Source organism: Anabaena sp. 90, from assembly GCF_000312705.1.
GTDB classification, from domain to species: domain Bacteria; phylum Cyanobacteriota; class Cyanobacteriia; order Cyanobacteriales; family Nostocaceae; genus Dolichospermum; species Dolichospermum lemmermannii.
This window is the reverse complement of record NC_019427.1, coordinates 653,083-671,523: the sequence shown is the minus strand read 5'-3', so window position 1 is coordinate 671,523 and position 18,441 is coordinate 653,083. Positions and strand designations below refer to the sequence as shown.

Below are 18,441 nucleotides of genomic sequence, written 5' to 3'. Positions count from 1 at the left end.
GAGGACACAGAAAAAATATTTGCAGATAAATACACTCTTAATTCTCTCCGTGCCTCTGCGTCTCTGCGTGAAAAAATCTAATCTTTGACTATTTGTCGAGGTAGAATTGTTCCTTTAGCGCCAATCATGCGATTATAAATTTGTCCTTGATGACCATAGGTAATCACATCTGTAACCACCGATGATTCTGTCTTTGATTGCACTTCACAAGTCACATAAAATGTCTCACCAAAAGGCACTTTTGCAAATTGTTCAAAGTTCTTAATTTCTGATGGTAAACATCCAACTTGATGAAAATGTTGTGTCCAAATCCAGAGAGAATGAATCTGGACATCTGCTATGTAGGAATTGAATGTTTGCACTGGGAATTGTCCCTGTTGTTGTGCTGTGGGTTCTGGTAAGTAGCATTCAATCGTTATCTGACTAGGGCTGGTATTTAAAACTGATTTTACACCTTGAAAGGTGACTCCATGAAATAGGCTAGAAGCATTTACTTGATATAATTCTTGATTGGTTTTGAGGAGATTTTCATCCTGATTAAAGTTCAGGTTTCCATAATTAGGAGGTGTGGGGATTTCTCGTTTGAGAATTAGATTTGTGCTGAAATGATAGCGGACTTTTCCGTCTGATGTCTTACTACTAATTTTAGCAGCAAATTCTATTTTCTGATTTTCATGTTTTGCAAGTTCTTGAATTTCTAAAACATACTCATTTGTTGAGGTTTCATCAAAAACTATGCCTTTTAAAACTTTGAAATTGGGAGAACCGAAGGCTGTAAATCCAGGATAGAGTTGTTCACAAGCATTAGTCATCCATAATAACCCACAGGTGGCAGGAAGTACGGGACGACCGAGGATAACATGATCATGTAAAAATGGGTTTTCTGCTAATGTTAATTGGCGGTTAATTCGATAGGTTTTTAGCTCATTAGATAAGGTTGCAGGAACATAAGTTAAGGGACTACCAATCACTAATTGAACTGTGTCTTGATTAGCGGTAGTTAGTTCATTAACTAATATTTGTGTTCCTGTCTCTACGGGAATAACTTCAATTCCTCTTTCTGCAAAAGCTTTCTTTAGTTCTGATGATACCATGCCACTTTCCCAGGGACCCCAGTTAATAGCCATGACATGACAATTGGGGTAATTATGTTTAATTAAATGGGCAGATTTGTTCAGGATTTCATTGGCTATGGCATAATCTGATTGTCCCACATTGCCATAAAATCCTACCACGGAAGAAAACAAAACTAAATATTCCAATTGACTCGCTGGTACACACCGCAGAAGATTTTCTAAACCTTTAACTTTAGCTGCATAAACATTTTCAAAATCCTGAATTGATTTTTTTTCAATGCGTTTATCAGCTAAGTTTCCTGCACCATGAATTATGCCAGTTATCGCCCCAAAACGTTCAATTACATCTGCAAGTTTTGATTCTAGTAATACTGTGTCGGTAATATCTACACTCAGATATTCTGCTTTTCCTCCTGCTTGTTCAATGGCTTTAAGAGTACTTTGAATTTCTCGCTGTGAGGAAATTGCTTGATACTTTTTCTGTACCATTATTGGTGTTGCTTTTTCCCCTTGGGCTTGGAAATTTTCTAAAATTCGCTGTTTTAATTCTGCTTCATTTTCGCAATTTTCTGCCCAAACTGGTTCAGGTTCTGGACTGGAACGCCCTAAAAGAATAAATTTACATTGATATTGCTGGGCGATTTTAATGACACATTGGGCTGTGATTCCTTTTGCACCACCACTAACTAGAAAAACTTGATCTTTGGTAATCTCTCTTTGAGAATTAGTAGTTGGTAATGGGCTGAAGTCTGCAATTAAAGTGACTCTTCCTTTTTTGCTATATCCTACTTCTTGAATTAACAAGTTTGAATCATGAATTTCCGCGAGGATATGTTTTACAGATGTTTCTGGATCTATTTCTGGATTTAAGTCAAGGGAACGACAAAATACATTTTCCCATTCTTGATTAATACTCTTGCTAAGTCCGAATAATCCTCCGGAAATTGCACTAAAATCATGGGTTTCTCCTAATCCAAATTCACCATCTAAACGCGCAACGTTAATAAAACAACTGCGGCCAAATTTTGCGGCTTTGTTGAGTGGTTCTTTCAGGTATTTAGCGATTAAGAAGACGTGACGCAGAATGGATTTATCTATGTCTAATGGTGTTGCTGGGTGGAGATGAATAAATGCAGCTACGGTACCATAATTATCAGCAATCTGTTCTAACTGTTGTTGTAAATTTTCTTCATTCCAATCAGTTAAAACTACTCTATTGATTCCTTTATGAATATTTGAATCAATTCCAGGGAAACTTAAAACTACAGTTTTCCAACCTTTAGCTGTCAAACTTTCTGCTAATTTTTCAGTAGTAGAAGAACCATCATCAGTTATTAATACAATGTGGTTTTCAGGAAGAGAAAATTCTAAACTATCAGGTGTGGGAAGTTGCTGTAATTTGGCAATACTGCGGCGGATATTTGGCAGAAATGTGGTTGTTGTGATCTCTACTATTTCTTCAGTCAATAAATTAGAAATTCCCTGGGCTTGTTGCTGCATATAAGTGGCAATTTCGGCCAAAGTTCTCAATTCTCCAATTTCTTCGAGGTTGGGTTTAGGTAAGTCGGGATATAGTTCTAATAAACCTCCTAAAATTTCTACCCGTTTGATAGAATCAATTCCCAAATCTGCTTCCATATCCATTGACAGTTCTAACATTTCTACTGGGTAGCCTGTTTTATCACTGACAACTGTTAACAGAATATCGCTTAAATCTGCGGGAATTTCTACTTCTGCTTTTTGTTCTTCAATTTCAGGTGTGGATGTTATTAATTCCGGTTGAGGAACTTCTACTAATACCTCTGTGGTAATAATTGCGGTTGATGTTTCTATCTGTTGATTTAAGACATCTGAAACTAAAGTTTGCATATATTCGGCAATTTGTTCCAAAGTTCTTAATTGTCCCAATTCTTCGGGGTTGGGTTTAGGTAAATCGGGATATATTTCTAATAAACCTCCTAAAATTTCGACTCGTTTGATAGAATCAATTCCTAAATCTGCTTCCATATCCATTGACAGTTCTAACATTTCTACTGGGTAGCCTGTTTTATCACTGACAACGTTTAGTAGAGTTTGACTAAGGGTGGCTTTATCTATATTTGGGATGATTTTTTCTTCACGCAGAGGCGCGGAGGTACAGAGAGGAAGAGGTGGAGATAAGTCGGTTTTTTCATCGTTTTCTAAGTCTTGTTGAATTTGGGGAGAAAAAGTGGGTTGAGGATGATTTACATAATTGATGACTTTATTTTCTGAAGTCAGTAAATGAAAATGTTTTTGCAGAAGTTGAAAGTAATTTTGGGTATATTCATGTTGATATTTGAGATATTGTTCATGAATGCGGAGGGTATCACCTTGATGATCATGAAACCGCATCATGTTCTGTTCAGAATTGGAAATTGCTAGTTGCTGAGTTTGAGATTGATGTTCTGTAGGTTCATTATTTCCCAATAATGAATACTGCTGCTGCATTAATTGAGAAAATGTCTTTGTGTATTCTGTTTGATTTTGCAAAGATTGTTCATGAACATGGATAATGTCCCGTTGTTGCTGACTAAATTCTGTGATGAAATTTTCTAAGCTGTGAATAACTTTTTCAGAATTTTGAGGGTGAATTTCTACTTTTTCTAATTTACTGTTGAGTGAAGTTGGAGGCTTTTCGTTACCCTGTGGTTGATGATTTCCGTTAAATGAAGTTGGAGGCTTTTCGTTACCCTGTGGTTGATGATTTTCGTTAAATGAAGTTGGGTAATTTTCGTTAATTGTTGGTTGGGAAGATATCACCCCTACATGATGACCATTTTCTAAGGCTTTCGCAAAGGCTTTTTGAGTTCTTTCGGTAATATTGGTACTATTTAACCGCACATTCAAAACTTTTTGTTGAGGAATTTCGGGAATTTTAGTTACGACTTGATAGGGATCTAAATTTTGCAAAGATAACCCAGCTACCTGCAATTGAACTATGGCTTGTCGAAGAGTTTTGTCGCTATTTTTGGTATGATTTGGATTTACAGCTATAGCTATATGGGGTTGATCATTTAAAATCTCCTTTACCAAATTTGTAAGCACATTTTTAGGACCAAATTCCACAAAACAATAACCACCAGCAGCATAAATATTTTCAATCTCCTGCTGAAATAATACCTGATTGAACAATTGTTCTTTGAGGATTTTTTGGATAGCGTGGGGTTCTTGAGGATAACAGCCACCTGTAACATTAGTATAAACGGGAATTTGTGCTTCGTTGAAATTTACTTTTTCAACAGCTTGGGCAAAAGGTTTTTGAGCATGAGATACTAATGGTGTATGAAATGCTGCGGAAACTCCTAATAAAAAAGTAGTAAAACCTTGTTTTTTGAGAATATCTTGGACTTGACTAATTTCCTCTTTCTTCCCAGCTAATACTATTTGGTGCTGAGAATTTTTATTAGCAACTGCTACCTGGGGAAACTTTTTAATTACTGCCGTTATCTGCTGAATATCTCCTTTAACGGCTAACATTCCTCCAGCATCAAAATTGGGATTTGCCGGTGCAGCCATAGCTTGTCCTCTAGCTTTTGCTAAGAACAAATAATCTTCTTCATTTAATACACCTGCAACCCACAAAGCTGTTAATTCACCAAAGCTATGACCAGCAACAAAATCAGGTTTAAATCCAGCTTGTTGCAAAATTTTATATAAACCCGCACTAAATACTCCAATTGCTGGTTGTGCATATTCAGTTTTTTGCAACGTTGCTAACTGAACTTGCTTTTGTGCTTCATCAAAAACAGGCTGAGGAAATACTACCGTTGACAAGGGCTGTAACCCGTCCTCACACAAAAGGCTATCCATGTGCGTATAGGTTTGGCGCAAGCAGGGAAAATTCATCACCAACTCCCGCCCCATTTCTAAGTATTGTGAACCTTGTCCAGAAAACAAAGCCACTACTTTACTTGTCGGATTTATCCCCTTTTGACGGTAGTAAATCCCTTGAGGATGTTCCCAGGATTCGGCTTCAGGCTTCTGTTTTAGCCCTGCAATCGCAATTTTTAGTAATTCCTCAGCTTGCGCTAAATCATTAGCTACAAAGCCCATTCTGGCATAATTAACGGGAATTTTCCTGGTTTGAGAATCAGTAATTAATTGTTGATAGTGTCTTTCTTTACCCTCAATCTGTAATTGTTGCTGGATTTGTTGACAACGAGATAACAACTCTGAAGAGGTGGGGGCAAATAGCAGTAAGGATTCTGGCCTATGGTGTAAACGGTAAGGGTGATGATGTTCATGCTCGTATTCTTCCAAGACAACGTGATAATTTGTACCACCAAAGCCAAAAGCACTGACTCCTGCCCTTCTTGGTTGGGTAGGATGACTTACCCAAGGTCTAGTTTCCGTATTTAAATAAAATGGGGAGTTCTCAATATTCAGTTTAGGATGGGGTTTACTGACATTAATCGTCGGTGGTAAGACTTTGTGGTGCAACGCTAAAGCCGCTTTGATGAGACTAGCTGCACCAGCCGCCGCCTTAGTATGTCCAATTTGAGATTTGACAGTTCCCAAAGCAATATGCTGTTTTTTCGGGTTATTTTCGCCAAAAACGCTGGTAATAGATGTAAATTCTGTAGGATCTCCTACCATCGTTCCCGTGCCATGTGCTTCGATTAATCCTACACTAGCAGGAGAAATACCTGCATCTGCATAGGCACGAACCAAAGAACTAATTTGTCCTTCTGCGCGAGGTGCGTAAATACTTTTATACTTGCCATCGCTAGAACTGCCCATCCCTTTAATGACTGCATAGATGCGATCGCCATCTCGTTGGGCATCTTCTAGGCGTTTAAGTACCAGCATTCCCACGCCTTCGCCTAATAGCATTCCATCTGCATCAGTATCAAAGGGTCTTACCTTTTCTCCAGGGGAAACAGCAGGGGTTTTACTGAAGCACATATAGGCGAAAATTGAGTTATCCGTATCCACCCCGCCAGTTATCATCATGTCAGCGCGATGTTCCACTAACTCGCTAATAGCCATTCTTAATGCACCCAAAGAACTCGCACAGGCTGCATCCACTACGCAATTCATTCCGCCCAAATCCAGACGGTTGGCGATACGTCCAGAAATCACATTAGCTAACATTCCGGGGAAGGCATTTTCGTCCCATTGCACATATCCACTTTTGAGTTTTTCAATAATTTTCTGGCTATCTTCGTCTGATAAACCACTATTTTTGAGAACTTTTTTCCAAAGTGGATCTTGCAATCTTGCACCTAAAGGAACAGCCAATTGTCTACCAATTGCTACTCCTAATATTACTCCTGTTCGTTCGTGATTAAATTGGCGAGATGTCCCATAACCAGCATCTTCTAATGCCTCTTTTGCCACTACCAAACCGAGTAATTGAGAAATATCTGTCACCTCCAAAATATTAGGAGGTAAGCCAAATTCCATGGGATTAAAATCAATATCTGGTAAAAAACCACCCCGTTTACAATAGGTCTTATCCGCTGCTTTGGGGTCAGGATCATAATAATCATCTATTTGCCAACGGGAAGCCGGAACATCAGTAATACAATCCACTTTCTGAATAATATTTTCCCAGTATTCCTGTAAATTCTTCGCCTGGGGAAAAATAGAAGCCATCCCAACAATTGCTACATTAGTTGTTCGCAATTTAGCATTAATTTCATTTTTCATCTTTGTGGTATCAGGCATATTTTTTTTAACCTTTATCATCTTGAGTACAGACTTTTCACAGTTACTAATTTCAGATTGCAACTGTGCAAAAGCAGCTTCAAATTTGGAAGCAGCCATGATCATATTTCCCTCTTTTGATCGAGCAATATAGAGGTGAATAGCAGCTTGTTTTTTGACTAAATTAAACTAAGCTAGAATTGATTTTCATTCTTAACAGTATTGAAATCTGAACTCGACATAAATTATTGATAAATATTGTGGCGATTAAATATGAAATAGTCTGATTAATCCTCCAGACTATAAATTAAATTTCCGCCTATATTAATCTGAGTTTGGTGACAACCCTATTGCAACTCATAAGCAACTTACGTGCAACTTTATAAAAGTCTTGCAGATGTAAAATTGATAGAGTCGTCGCAGAAATATCTTTGCTTATCCAATACACTAATTATTATCTAAGTTTTAGCCATTTTGACAAAAGTTGCATAGAGATTGCATATTATTAGTTCCAACTTATTGAAAACTTTATTTTACAATAACTAAGAATAACAAATTCTCTGGATAAAAATAGAATGTGCAATATGTAATTATTGTTCATTAGTTTCTAATGCTAAATAGTTATTTTTTACATCTATCTCCAGAAATATTTTTTCACCTTTGTAAAATAGATCACTATTAAATATATCTCAGGAGTTAAAAATATATTTTTTCATCAACTTAAGTCCTAAATTTGAGATAATGCAAAATTAGTAATCCTCTATTTAAAGAATTAAAAATTTGAGGCTTGCGATTTTTACAAATCCCAGATAGTGCGATAAACAAGGTTCTATGAAACAATCTGTTGCATATAGGTTGAAATTCTCAAAAAATAAGTTTACTCTAAATTATTAAATCAGGGAAATTTAGACTGTGAATTTCAAACAGTCTTCGAGCATAAAATTAGTCAATTAAACGTTATTGCATTATTTGGCTTCTGCAATATTGGAATTACAAAAACTACAAGGAATTGCTGGCATGAGACTATCTGAATTAGATCCACTCATCCCGCTGAATGAGTTACGAGAACAACTCCTCAAATTACCAAAAGGTTACTCATTTCATGAAGATGAATTAGTAGATTTTCTATCACGGAGAAGATGGCCTGAAAGCAATCGTCGAATTGATAGAACCACATTCTGGCGGTGGCGGAATGACAACGCTATTGAACATCAAAAAATCTTCAGTCGCTTGGATCTTCTCAAACTTTGTCAAATTTGTGATCATTATCGAGTAGACGGAACCCGCAGCGAATATTTGGCAATCATGCGGAAGAAAAAAGAGAAAGAGGTTGTGTTAAATAAATAAAATTTTGATCATGGTAATTGGTAATAGTCAGCAACTAATTACCAATTACCTGGCAGAATTTTAGTATTTAAGTATTTTATGTAACTTTCCATTTAGTCAACCAAAGTAAAGAATTTTTGATTAGTTGTATTTTGTTGGATATTAAGGTTATCAATTAATCCAGTTCAGTTAATTATGTAGGTTGGGTTGACGGCAGGAAACCCAACAAAATGATTGATAATGTTGGGTGGTGCTGTCACTTAATCCAACCTACTTTTTTCTTAACTGAACCAGATAAGGTTATCAAGAGATGCTATCAAGTGTAATGGCTTTTCTGTCTCTAATTTAGAGTCAGAAATATTGTCATATTTCCTAATTTAAAAGACAAAATTATGGTACACAAAGAAAAGCACTCATTCACAAAACCTATGAGTTTGTGGCCGATAATGTTAGGAAGTGCTGGAGTTATAGCTACTAGCATAATATCTATCTATAGCCTTTCATATTTTCAGAAAACGTCTAAATCATCCCCGACCATATCTTCTATTTCTCCCATTTCAGCCCCTACTATTACTGCTGTTGCTGCTTTAGGGCGTTTAGAACCCCAAGGAGAAGTAATTCGTCTCTCCGCACCTAATTCTCAAACAGGGATAAGAGTTAATCAACTCCTAGTTAAAAAAGGAGATAAAATTCGTCAAGGACAATTAGTAGCAATTCTTGATAATTATATACCTAATCTTGCAGCTTTAGAAAAAGCAAACCGACAAGTAGAAGTTAGTCGAGCGAATCTTCAACAAGTAGAAGCAGGGGCAAAAGGAGGGGATATTTCAGCCCAAAAAGCCACAATTTCTCGTTTAGAAGCTGATTTACGAGGATCAGTTTCTACTCAAAAAGCTACAATTTCTCGTTTAGAAGCTGAACTAAAAAATTCAGAAACCGAAAATCAACGCTATCAGAAATTATATCAAGATGGTGCTATTTCTGCTTCTGATGCAGATACTAAAAGATTACGCCGGGATACTGTGCAACAACAACTTAATGAAGCTAATGCTAGTCTAAAACGAACTATAGAAACTTTGCAAAAACAGTTAACTGAATCTCAAGCTAGACTTAATAGTATTGCCGAAATTCGCCCCACAGATGTGCAACTAGCTCAAGCAAATGTAAAAAGTGCTATAGCATCTGTTCAACAAGCTCAAGCCGAGCTAAATTTAAGTTCTATCCGTTCCCCTATTGATGCTCAAGTTCTAAAAATTAATACTTGGCCAGGAGAAATAATTGGCAATAAAGGCATAGTAGAACTAGGACAAACTCAACAAATGTATGTAGTTGCAGAAGTCTACGAAACTGATATTAAAAAAGTTCGTTTAGGTCAATCAGTAACTATCACCAGTGAGGCTTTTAGCGGAAAATTAAAGGGAACTGTCACAGATATTGGTTTACAAATTGGTAGACAAAATATCTTCAATACTAATCCCGGTTCAGATACAGATAATAAAATAGTTGATGTGAAAATTCGCATTGACAACTCGGCAGATAATCAACGAGTTTCTAGTTTAACTAATTTACAGGTACAGGCACTTATTAAAATATAACAAAGTCTGAACTATGATTTGTCTGATTAATTTGATTTGGATGATTTATATAGCGGTATGCACTTGAATGAGATACATCATAGTCCCCTCCTCGCTTGCGGGGTGGGGTGCATTTATATAAGGAATAGGAGGTAAAACATGATTTTAAATATACCTTTGCCTTGGCTACAATTGATCAAACAAAAAGTGCGCTTTTTTGTAGCATTGGCTGGGATTGCTTTTATTTCTGTGTTGATGTTTATGCAAATTGGGTTTCAAGATGCTCTTTATTCTAGTGCTACTCAAGTCCATAAACACCTGCGAGGTGATTTGTTTTTAATTAGTTCCCAATATAAATCTTTGACTTCTACTCAAAGCTTTCCTCGTAGTCGTTTATATCAAATATTAGGTTTTAACGGTATAGAATCTGTTGAACCTTTATATGTCCAATTTGCTAAACTCAAAAATCCCATTAATGGCCGCAAATATCCTATTTACATTCTAGGATTTGATCCGGTAAAATCTATCTTTAGATTACCAGAAGTAGATCAAGATTTTCAATTACTAAAAATTCCTGATCAAGTATTTTTTGACCGCGCAGCCCGGCCAGAATTTGGACCAATTGCTGAATATTTTCAAAAAAATCAACCTATAGGTATGGAAATATTTAGTTATTTGGGAACTATTGGTTATAAAGTTAAAGTTAGTGGTTTATTTACTCTTGGTCCTTCCTTTGGTGTGGATGGTAATTTAATAGTCAGTTCTTCTACTTTTTTTAAAATCTTTCCAGAACATAGATCAAATCAAATAGATATAGGCTTAATTCATCTAAAACCTAATGTTAACCCCCAAACAATTCTCACAACTTTATCTAATAGTTTACCAAAAGATGTCACGGTAATGACACGCCAAGAATTTATTGACTTTGAAAAAAGCTATTGGACATTAAGAACACCAATTGGATTTGTATTTAATTTAATGGTAATGATGGGTTTTGTGGTTGGTGTAATTGTTGTTTATCAAATCCTTTATAGTAATATATCAACTCATTTTGTCCAATTTGCGACACTTAAAGCTATGGGATTTAGAAATAAATATCTTTTAAATGTCGTATTTCAGCAAGCTATAATTTTAGCTGTCTTGGGTTTTATTCCTGGTTTTGCTATCTCTCTAGGGCTATATGATATTGCTAAAGATGCAACTAAATTACCAATTGTTATGGATTTAAGTAAGGGATCATTAGTATTCACTTCTGTGATTATTATGTGCTTAACTTCTGGTTTCTTTTCTACCAATAAACTCCGTAAAGTAGATCCAGCAGAAATCTTTAATTAACTAATCATGCAATATTTACCTGATGCCAATATTTTGAAAATCACAAATCTTAATCATTACTTTGGTCATAGTAAATTACGAACTCAAACTTTGTTTGATATTAATTTAACTATCAAAGCTGGAGAAATTGTGATTATGACTGGACCATCTGGTTCAGGAAAAACTACTTTATTAACATTAATTGGTGGTTTGCGTTCTGTCCAAGAGGGAAGTTTAAAATTTAATGGACAGGAATTATTAGGTGCTAGTAATGAAGAATTAGTCCAGGTACGGCGACAAATTGGCTATATTTTTCAAGCTCATAATTTACTAGATTTCCTCACAGCTATGCAAAATGTGCAAATGTCTTTGGAATTACAACGCAATATTTCTCAATGGGAATCTTATATCCAATCAGAAACAATGCTCCAGGCTGTGAAATTGGGAGATAGAATTAATTATTACCCCTCCGATCTTTCCGGGGGACAAAAGCAACGAGTAGCCATTGCGCGGGCTTTGGTGAGTCATCCTAAGTTAGTCTTAGCTGATGAACCTACGGCGGCTTTAGATAGTAAATCAGGAAGAGATGTGGTTAATTTAATGCAGCAATTAGCAAAAGAACAAGATTGCACCATTTTAATTGTTACCCACGATAACCGAATTTTAGATATTGCTGACAGAATCATTAATATGGAAGATGGTTATTTAATCCAACATGATTGATTTATTTAGATTCCCAACTTCTTAAAGAAGTCGGGGATCTAGTTATAGTAAACTAGCAGAATTAACATCTAAAAATAAAGTAGCTTGGGGTTGTTGACGTAAAATAGAAGCTGGACAATTAGTAGTAATATTTCCTGTTAACAGAGTTTTAACTACTTGGGCTTTTCTGGTTGCTGGTGCTAAACAAATTATTTTTTTAGCATGACAAATCATGGGAATAGTCACAGTAAATGCGTATTGAGGAACATCTGCTAAATTGGCAAAATATGCTGTATTTACTTGTTGTTGACGGTTAACATGATCCAGTTTGACAAGTTTAACTTTAGCAGGATCTTGAAAATCTGCCACCACTGGATCATTAAATGCTAAATGTCCATTTTCCCCAATACCTAAAAAACATAGGTCAATAGGTTGATTTTCTAAGAGTCGAGTATAGCGATCGCACTCAGCTATTGGTTGTAATGTATCCCCTGCTATATAATAAAATTGTTGGGGACACACCTTTTCTTCGACCCGTTCCCGCAAATAACGCCGAAAACTAGCAGGATGATCGGATGTAATTCCCAAATATTCATCTAAATGAAATAAAATTATCCGTGACCAATCTATTCCCTCTAAAGCAATTAAAGCCTCCAAAAATCGAATTTGGGAATTTCCCGTAGCTAATAAAATCGCAACTGTATCCTGTTTATCAAGCAGATTTTGTAAATATTGATGTGTGATTTTAGCCACACTTTCTGACATTTCCATTTCAGAAGCATAAACCTCTACCAATAGATGATCAACATAAAAAGATTTGCTAGGTTCTATCATTTGTTTACTCCCAATTACTAATTATCAATTATAAAAAAAGACAGGCAAAAAGCCTGTCAAATAGCTGATGATTTAGCAAAGAATTTGTCAGTATCCTCAACCCTGATTGTTGTAATCAATCATCTCAATCAAATCAATCACACAAATCATAGTTATGATTTAGAAATTCATTTCCGCAGCTTGAACCCTGATTGTTGTAATCAATCAAATCAATCACACAAATCATAGTTATGATTTAGAAATTCATTTCCGCAGCTTGAACTTTTTCTACTTGTTTCTTCTTGAGAACTAGCATTACTTGTGCCAACATCACCAAACAGATAAAAGCAACCAACCATGCAACTCTAGAAGAATCTTGCAACACAATTTCTGCATCTTTTTGACCAAAACCACCAACATTGGGGTTGTTAGTCAAAGCATCACCAATTGTAACTACTTGTCCTTGAGTCACAATTAGTTCAGGACCAGCAGGAACTGTATCTGTAACAACATCACCAGTTGCAGTTGTGATACTAATCAGATTCTTAACGTTACCGTCCTCATCTTCTGTTTTAGCAATTTTGCTAATTGTACCGGCAGCAGAAGCGTTGAATGCGTTATTATTGCTCTTTTCACCTGTGGGGTAAACTTGTCCACGGCCACGATTACCGCCTACATGAACAGAGTATTTGCCAAAGTGGATATTTTTGTCTGTAGCGGGGTTAGGAGAAAGAATAGGGAAGACAATTTCTTGATATTCTTCACCAGGTAATGGACCAACAATGACAACATTATCTGTACTGTCGTTGTAAGGAGTGAATGTCATATCACCCACTTCTGCCTTGAGTTCTTCAGAAATGCGATCTTCTGGGGCAATCTTGAAGCCTTGAGGCAACATTAGTACAGCACCAACATTTAAGCCCACCTTAGAACCATCAGCACCCACTTGTTGCACAGTGGCATCGTAGGGAATCTTGACAACGGCTTTAAATACAGTGTCAGGAAGCACAGATTGGGGAATTTCCACTTCTGTGGGTTTAGCTGCTAGGTGACAGTTAGCGCAAACAATTCGACCCGTTGCTTCGCGGGGGGTTGCAGGAGCGGTTTCTTGCGCCCAGAAAGGATAGGCAGCAGCAGTTTGTGGGACGGCTATATCGCTAGTGAAGAAAAAAGTCACAGTAGCGATCGCTATAAGCAATGTATTAACCATTGCTTTAGCAGTGCGAGTTAACCTCGCAGGTGTAAGGGCATTTCTCATCTCTATAAAGTCATTTGTCAGTGGTCAGTTGTCAGTTGTCAGTTGTCATTGGTCAGTAGTCAGTAGTCAAGAGTTGATTAAAAGCCCTAGATTGTTGACTTGAGACTAATAACTTTTGCACTATTTAAGCCCACCAAGCGGCATCCCCAGTGCGGAAATCGGTTTCTGTCCAAGGTGTTAACAGAATTTTGTCGTCTGCCACTTTGGCATGGGCTAGAGGCAAGGATTTTGGTGCAGGACCGCGAATTACTTTACCAGTAGCGTCATATTGTGAACCATGACAAGGGCATTTAAACTTATTTTCAGCCACATTCCAAGGGACAACACAACCTAAGTGGGTACAAATAGCATTAATCCCGTAGTCAGCGATCGCTTCTTTACTTTCCACTACAATATAGGTAGGATCTCCCTTGAGTCCTTGTACCAAACTGCGACCGCCCACATTATGGCTGTCTAGAAATTGACTAACACTAACATCATTACCCAATTCATTCTTGGCTACTGTACCGCCACCAGCACCACCGCTAGAAGGAGGAATAAAGTAGCTAACAACAGGGTACAATGCACCCAACGCCACTCCGGTAACAGTCCCAAAAGTGAGTAGGTTCATAAACTGACGACGACCCATATCGGGAACATCTGCTGATTCAGAAAATTGAGCCATAATCTCCGCGCTGTTTGTGTAATTTATTAATCATTTTGACAAGAGTACCAGCACAAGAGCCACTCTTATCTGAATCGAAATCATAACGCTCACAGCGATACCCTAATTCTCAGTTGCAAGACATAGTGAGCATCTTTATCTGTTAGCATTACATTTCTTTATATCCTTATCATACTGGAGTCACGGAACTTAATATCATAACTAAATGTAAAATCTAGATAAGCTCAGGGAATAGGGAATAGGGAACAGGGAACAGAAGGAAACTTCTTAACAACGGACAACGGTACGGGCGAAGCATTTGGAGAACTATTTTTGGCAATGACCGATAATTTATCTTCCAAATGCTTCGCCCCTACTGACAACGGACAACGAACAACTGACAACGGACAACGAACAACGAACAACTGTACGGGCGAAGCATTTGGAGAACTATTTTTGGCAATGACCGATAATTTATCTTCCAAATGCTTCGCCCCTACTAACAACAGACAACGAACAACGGACAACGGACAACGGACAACGGACAACTGTACGGGCGAAGCATTTGGAGAACTATTTTTGGCAATGACCGATAATTTATCTTCCAAATGCTTCGCCCCTACTAACAACTGACAACTGACAACGGACAACGGACAACGGACAACGGACAACTGTACGGGCGAAGCATTTGGAGAACTATTTTTGGCAATGACCGATAATTTATCTTCCAAATGCTTCGCCCCTACTAACAACTGACAACTGACAACGGACAACAGACCAAAATTACTATGACCGGAAAGGAATTACGCCAACTGTTGATTGATAAATGGGGACAACCTTATGATGTCCAGTTTCGCCGCACTCAGGGCAAAATATTTCTACAAATCATGTGGAAATACTTTGGACAAGCCTCTTTCCCTTTAAGCGAAACAGATTACCAAGATCATCTTGACAGCATTGCTAATTATCTCAATGCCTTGGGAGGAATACAACAAGTACAAACTTTCATTCTAGAAACCAAAGAGCGTCCCCGTCTTGGTAAAGCAGTTAGTATCCCCCTGGACTTAGGTGAACGCGCTTCAGAATGGATCGTTTAAAAATTAGGCAATAGGTAATAAGGTGTTACTCCTAACTCCTGACTCCCAACTCCATAACCTTAAACTGAAGATATAAAAAAATTAACGGAAATGACTAATATATCTGTTACTATCTACACTTATTGTACTAGGTCAACACGGTATTAATCAAGCTATGATTATGGGACGGTTTTAGAAGCCTGGAACGCTCTGGGTAAATTATGTTAATTTTTACGAGATGCTACGAGAACACAGTGCAGGGGACGTAAGCTGTGCGAATTCCGCTTGATTATTACCGAATTCTAGGATTACCGTTGGCGGCCAATGAGGAACAATTGCGACAGGCATACAGCGATCGCATTGTCCAATTGCCCCGACGGGAATATTCGACTACATCTATATCTTCTCGCAAGAAGCTGATTGAAGAAGCTTATATGGTTTTATTAGATACCGACGAGCGCAAAGCCTACGATCAGCTTTATCTAGCTCACGTTTATACTCCTAACAAAACTGCTGATCAAGTTCCACAACAAACCCTAACAGATAATAACTCCAAAGATCAAGATGCTCAAAGTCTCAGCATTGAAATCACCCCAGAGCGATTAGTTGGCTCTTTGTTAATCCTCCAAGAACTAGGAGAATATGAATTAGTATTAAAACTTGGTCGCCCGTACCTAGTTAATAAACCTAGTTCAGTTAGTCTGAAAACAGGTCATCGTGCTACCCAAATAGAAATTCCCGAAAACCCTGACTTACCAGATATTATCCTCACCGTCTCCCTAGCTTGCCTAGAACTAGGACGGGAAGAATGGCAACAAGGTCACTATGAAAATGCCGCCGTATCCTTAGAAACAGGTGAAGAATTATTAGCACGAGAAGGCTTATTTCCCAGCGTCCGCGCTGAAATGACCGCTGATCTTTACAAACTGCGTCCCTACCGCATCTTGGAACTATTAGCACTACCACAAACACAAATTCCCAAACGTCGGCAAGGATTAGAATTATTACAAAGTATCTTAGAAGATCGTGGCGGTATTGATGGTACAGGCAATGATCAATCAGGATTAAATATAGATGACTTTTTACGATTTATCCAACAAATTCGCCATTATTTAACAGTCGCAGAACAGCATAAACTCTTTGAATTAGAAAGTAAACGCCCCTCAGCCGTGGCCACATATTTAGCAGTATACTCCCTAATCGCCAGAGGTTTTGCCCAACGCCAACCAGCATTAATTCGCCAAGCCAAGCAAATGTTAATGCAATTAGGCAAACGCCAAGACGTGCATTTAGAACAATCGCTTTGTGCTTTGCTAATGGGACAAACCGAAGAAGCCACCCGTGTTTTAGAACTAAGTCAAGAATATGAAGCCTTAGCTTTTATTCGGGAAAAATCCCAAGACTCACCAGACCTATTACCAGGACTATGTTTATATAGTGAACAATGGTTACAGCAAGAAGTATTTCCCCATTTTCGGGATTTAGCAAAACAGCAAGCCTCTTTAAAAGATTACTTTGCCGATAGACAAGTACAAGCTTATCTAGAATCTTTACCTACCGATGCCCAAATTACTAATGAATGGTCAGTAATTAATCATCAATCCTTTCCCCAACCAGATATTAATAATTCTCGTTACCATACTAATAACACCACACAAACACCGCAACATCATCAACCCGTCAATCCTGAGTTACCACAAACCCAGCCTCGACCTCAACCTGAATCTACCCAAGTTTCCATACCGAGATGGAATCATCCACCAACAAATGCAAATGCGGGAAATCAAACATCACAAATACCCTCAACAGCAGCAACCCCGAACCTAATACCACATCAAACCAATGGTACTCCGACCACAGCAACAAACCACCAACCCCCCAAACGCAGAAGACGTAAACCTACTGCTAATAACCTTTCCCAGCGATTCATCCAGTCTCAAACTAATTTTCTCAGTAGTCTAGATCCAAAAACACGCTTAGTTTGGCTAGTTTTCTTCTCATTGGGAGGAGTATTAATTTTTTCGTTATTAGTATCAACAACTTTTGGCTTGGTCAAAAATATCTTCTTTCCCAGTGCATCATTCCAGGGAGAACAGTTAGCAATACAACTAAATCAACCACCAATCACCATTCCTGACCCCAACAGCGAACCTGAATCAAGCACCGAAGAACTGACCAAGGAGACAGCAAAAGAAGTAATTGAAACTTGGTTATCAGTCAAAACCTCAGCTTTAGGGCAAAAACATGACATTGATGGTTTAAAGGAAATTTTAACAGGTGCAGTTTTATCACAATGGCAGTCAGTAGCCCAGCAAGAACAAGAAGAGAAACGCTATCGCCAATATAAACATAATGTAGAAATAGTAGCTGTTTCTAAAAAAGGTACAGATAAAGATTATGTATCTGTAGACGCTAAGGTACAAGAAGTTACCCAGTTCTATCAGAATAGTCAGCAGAAAAAGTCTTCTAATGAAAACTTGCGCGTTCGCTATGATTTGGTTCGCAAAGAAGGTAAATGGCTGATTCAGCGAATGTCAGTAATTCAGAATTTTTTGTAATTGGTCAGTTGTTAGTAGGGGCGAAGCATTTGGAAGATAAATTATCGGTCATTGCCAAAAATAGTTCTCCAAATGCTTCGCCCGTACAGTTGTTCGTTGTTAAATCTACTCTTTTCCATGTTCCCTGCCCTCAATGTCATCAAACCTTGACAGTAATCCTCTATCTGAGATCACTATATTAAGATTCCATGACAAACTGATCCCCGCAAGGCTGATAACTACGTGAAATATAGTAAAACCTATCTTTAGACCCCTTGATCCCTAGATAGTTTTACTGGTTAATATTTACTTAACAACTTTTGGCAATCCCAAAGAAATGCAAAACAACGGCATAACTAGGAATTTCGATGAGTTGGTATCTTAATAAAAAACAAACAGTAAACAAATTTAAAACTGGAGACAAACCAGGAGTCAGGAATAAAAAAATCTGG

At 37.6% G+C, this 18,441-nt stretch carries 13 protein-coding genes; 8 read left to right on the top strand and 5 right to left on the bottom strand.

The genetic code is table 11. The features are described 5' to 3' along the window. Positions 1-77 precede the first annotated feature (77 nt). On the bottom strand, positions 78-6,866 hold the full coding sequence (locus ANA_RS03055) for a type I polyketide synthase (protein WP_041457612.1): 6,789 nt from the start codon (positions 6,864-6,866) through the stop codon (positions 78-80). An 897-nt stretch (positions 6,867-7,763) separates the two neighbouring features. Here ANA_RS03055 and ANA_RS03050 point away from each other — a divergent pair. The 4 genes from ANA_RS03050 to ANA_RS03035 all read left to right on the top strand — a co-directional run bounded on the left by ANA_RS03050 (position 7,764) and on the right by ANA_RS03035 (position 11,683). Next, the gene (locus ANA_RS03050) at positions 7,764-8,093 is read left to right on the top strand and encodes a hypothetical protein (RefSeq protein ID WP_015078582.1); all 330 of its coding nucleotides are present in this window, start codon (positions 7,764-7,766) and stop codon (positions 8,091-8,093) included. 371 nt (positions 8,094-8,464) lie between these two features. Further along, a complete protein-coding gene (locus ANA_RS03045) occupies positions 8,465-9,667 on the top strand; it encodes an ABC exporter membrane fusion protein (protein WP_015078581.1) in 1,203 nt (400 codons plus the stop codon). 138 nt (positions 9,668-9,805) lie between these two features. Further along, positions 9,806-10,981, top strand: coding sequence for an ABC transporter permease DevC (gene devC, locus ANA_RS03040; RefSeq protein ID WP_015078580.1), 1,176 nt, complete (start codon positions 9,806-9,808; stop codon positions 10,979-10,981). A 6-nt stretch (positions 10,982-10,987) separates the two neighbouring features. Then, the gene (locus ANA_RS03035) at positions 10,988-11,683 is read left to right on the top strand and encodes a DevA family ABC transporter ATP-binding protein (RefSeq protein ID WP_015078579.1); all 696 of its coding nucleotides are present in this window, start codon (positions 10,988-10,990) and stop codon (positions 11,681-11,683) included. Positions 11,684-11,725: 42 nt separating this feature from the next. Here ANA_RS03035 and ANA_RS03030 read toward each other — a convergent pair whose 3' ends face one another. After that, entirely contained in the window at positions 11,726-12,496 is a 771-nt protein-coding gene (locus ANA_RS03030) for a glucosamine-6-phosphate deaminase (RefSeq protein WP_015078578.1), read from the bottom strand. A 235-nt stretch (positions 12,497-12,731) separates the two neighbouring features. Next, the gene (gene petA / locus ANA_RS03025; protein ID WP_015078577.1) at positions 12,732-13,733 is read right to left on the bottom strand and encodes a cytochrome f; all 1,002 of its coding nucleotides are present in this window, start codon (positions 13,731-13,733) and stop codon (positions 12,732-12,734) included. On the opposite strand from petA, the gene ANA_RS26815 reads away from it, so the two are divergent. After that, on the top strand, positions 13,636-13,836 hold the full coding sequence (locus ANA_RS26815) for a hypothetical protein (protein WP_162471188.1): 201 nt from the start codon (positions 13,636-13,638) through the stop codon (positions 13,834-13,836). The genes petA and ANA_RS26815 overlap by 98 nt on opposite strands. A 21-nt stretch (positions 13,837-13,857) precedes the next feature. On the opposite strand, the gene petC is transcribed toward ANA_RS26815, so the two are convergent. Together petC and ANA_RS24035 are read right to left on the bottom strand one after the other, a co-directional pair. Continuing rightward, positions 13,858-14,397, bottom strand: coding sequence for a cytochrome b6-f complex iron-sulfur subunit (gene petC / locus ANA_RS03020; protein WP_015078576.1), 540 nt, complete (start codon positions 14,395-14,397; stop codon positions 13,858-13,860). Positions 14,398-14,621: 224 nt separating this feature from the next. Next, positions 14,622-15,128: a hypothetical protein gene (locus ANA_RS24035; RefSeq protein ID WP_235081935.1), complete on the bottom strand. Its 507-nt coding sequence runs from the start codon at positions 15,126-15,128 to the stop codon at positions 14,622-14,624. 36 nt (positions 15,129-15,164) lie between these two features. Here ANA_RS24035 and ANA_RS03015 point away from each other — a divergent pair, with 36 nt between their 5' ends. From ANA_RS03015 to ANA_RS24030, 3 genes are all read left to right on the top strand, one after another. After that, positions 15,165-15,473 carry a DUF3067 family protein gene (locus ANA_RS03015; RefSeq protein ID WP_015078574.1) on the top strand — a complete coding sequence of 103 codons (309 nt, stop codon included), beginning with the start codon at positions 15,165-15,167 and terminating at the stop codon, positions 15,471-15,473. A gap of 251 nt (positions 15,474-15,724) precedes the next feature. Then, on the top strand, positions 15,725-18,010 hold the full coding sequence (locus ANA_RS03010) for an IMS domain-containing protein (RefSeq protein WP_015078573.1): 2,286 nt from the start codon (positions 15,725-15,727) through the stop codon (positions 18,008-18,010). Beyond that, a complete protein-coding gene (locus ANA_RS24030; RefSeq protein ID WP_083881415.1) occupies positions 17,968-18,192 on the top strand; it encodes a hypothetical protein in 225 nt (74 codons plus the stop codon). The genes ANA_RS03010 and ANA_RS24030 overlap by 43 nt, the downstream gene beginning before the upstream one ends. Positions 18,193-18,441 lie beyond the last annotated feature (249 nt).

Excerpts from the sequence above, each read along its gene's own strand:
- ANA_RS03055 (WP_041457612.1), bottom strand. The coding sequence starts at position 6,866 with ATGGCTGCTTCCAAATTTGAAGCTGCTTTTGCACAGTTGCAATCTGAA.
- ANA_RS03050 (WP_015078582.1), top strand. The coding sequence starts at position 7,764 with ATGAGACTATCTGAATTAGATCCACTCATCCCGCTGAATGAGTTACGA.
- ANA_RS03045 (WP_015078581.1), top strand. The coding sequence starts at position 8,465 with ATGGTACACAAAGAAAAGCACTCATTCACAAAACCTATGAGTTTGTGG.
- devC (WP_015078580.1), top strand. The coding sequence starts at position 9,806 with ATGATTTTAAATATACCTTTGCCTTGGCTACAATTGATCAAACAAAAA.
- ANA_RS03035 (WP_015078579.1), top strand. The coding sequence starts at position 10,988 with ATGCAATATTTACCTGATGCCAATATTTTGAAAATCACAAATCTTAAT.
- ANA_RS03030 (WP_015078578.1), bottom strand. The coding sequence starts at position 12,496 with ATGATAGAACCTAGCAAATCTTTTTATGTTGATCATCTATTGGTAGAG.
- petA (WP_015078577.1), bottom strand. The coding sequence starts at position 13,733 with ATGAGAAATGCCCTTACACCTGCGAGGTTAACTCGCACTGCTAAAGCA.
- petC (WP_015078576.1), bottom strand. The coding sequence starts at position 14,397 with ATGGCTCAATTTTCTGAATCAGCAGATGTTCCCGATATGGGTCGTCGT.
- ANA_RS03015 (WP_015078574.1), top strand. The coding sequence starts at position 15,165 with ATGACCGGAAAGGAATTACGCCAACTGTTGATTGATAAATGGGGACAA.
- ANA_RS24030 (WP_083881415.1), top strand. The coding sequence starts at position 17,968 with ATGGCTGATTCAGCGAATGTCAGTAATTCAGAATTTTTTGTAATTGGT.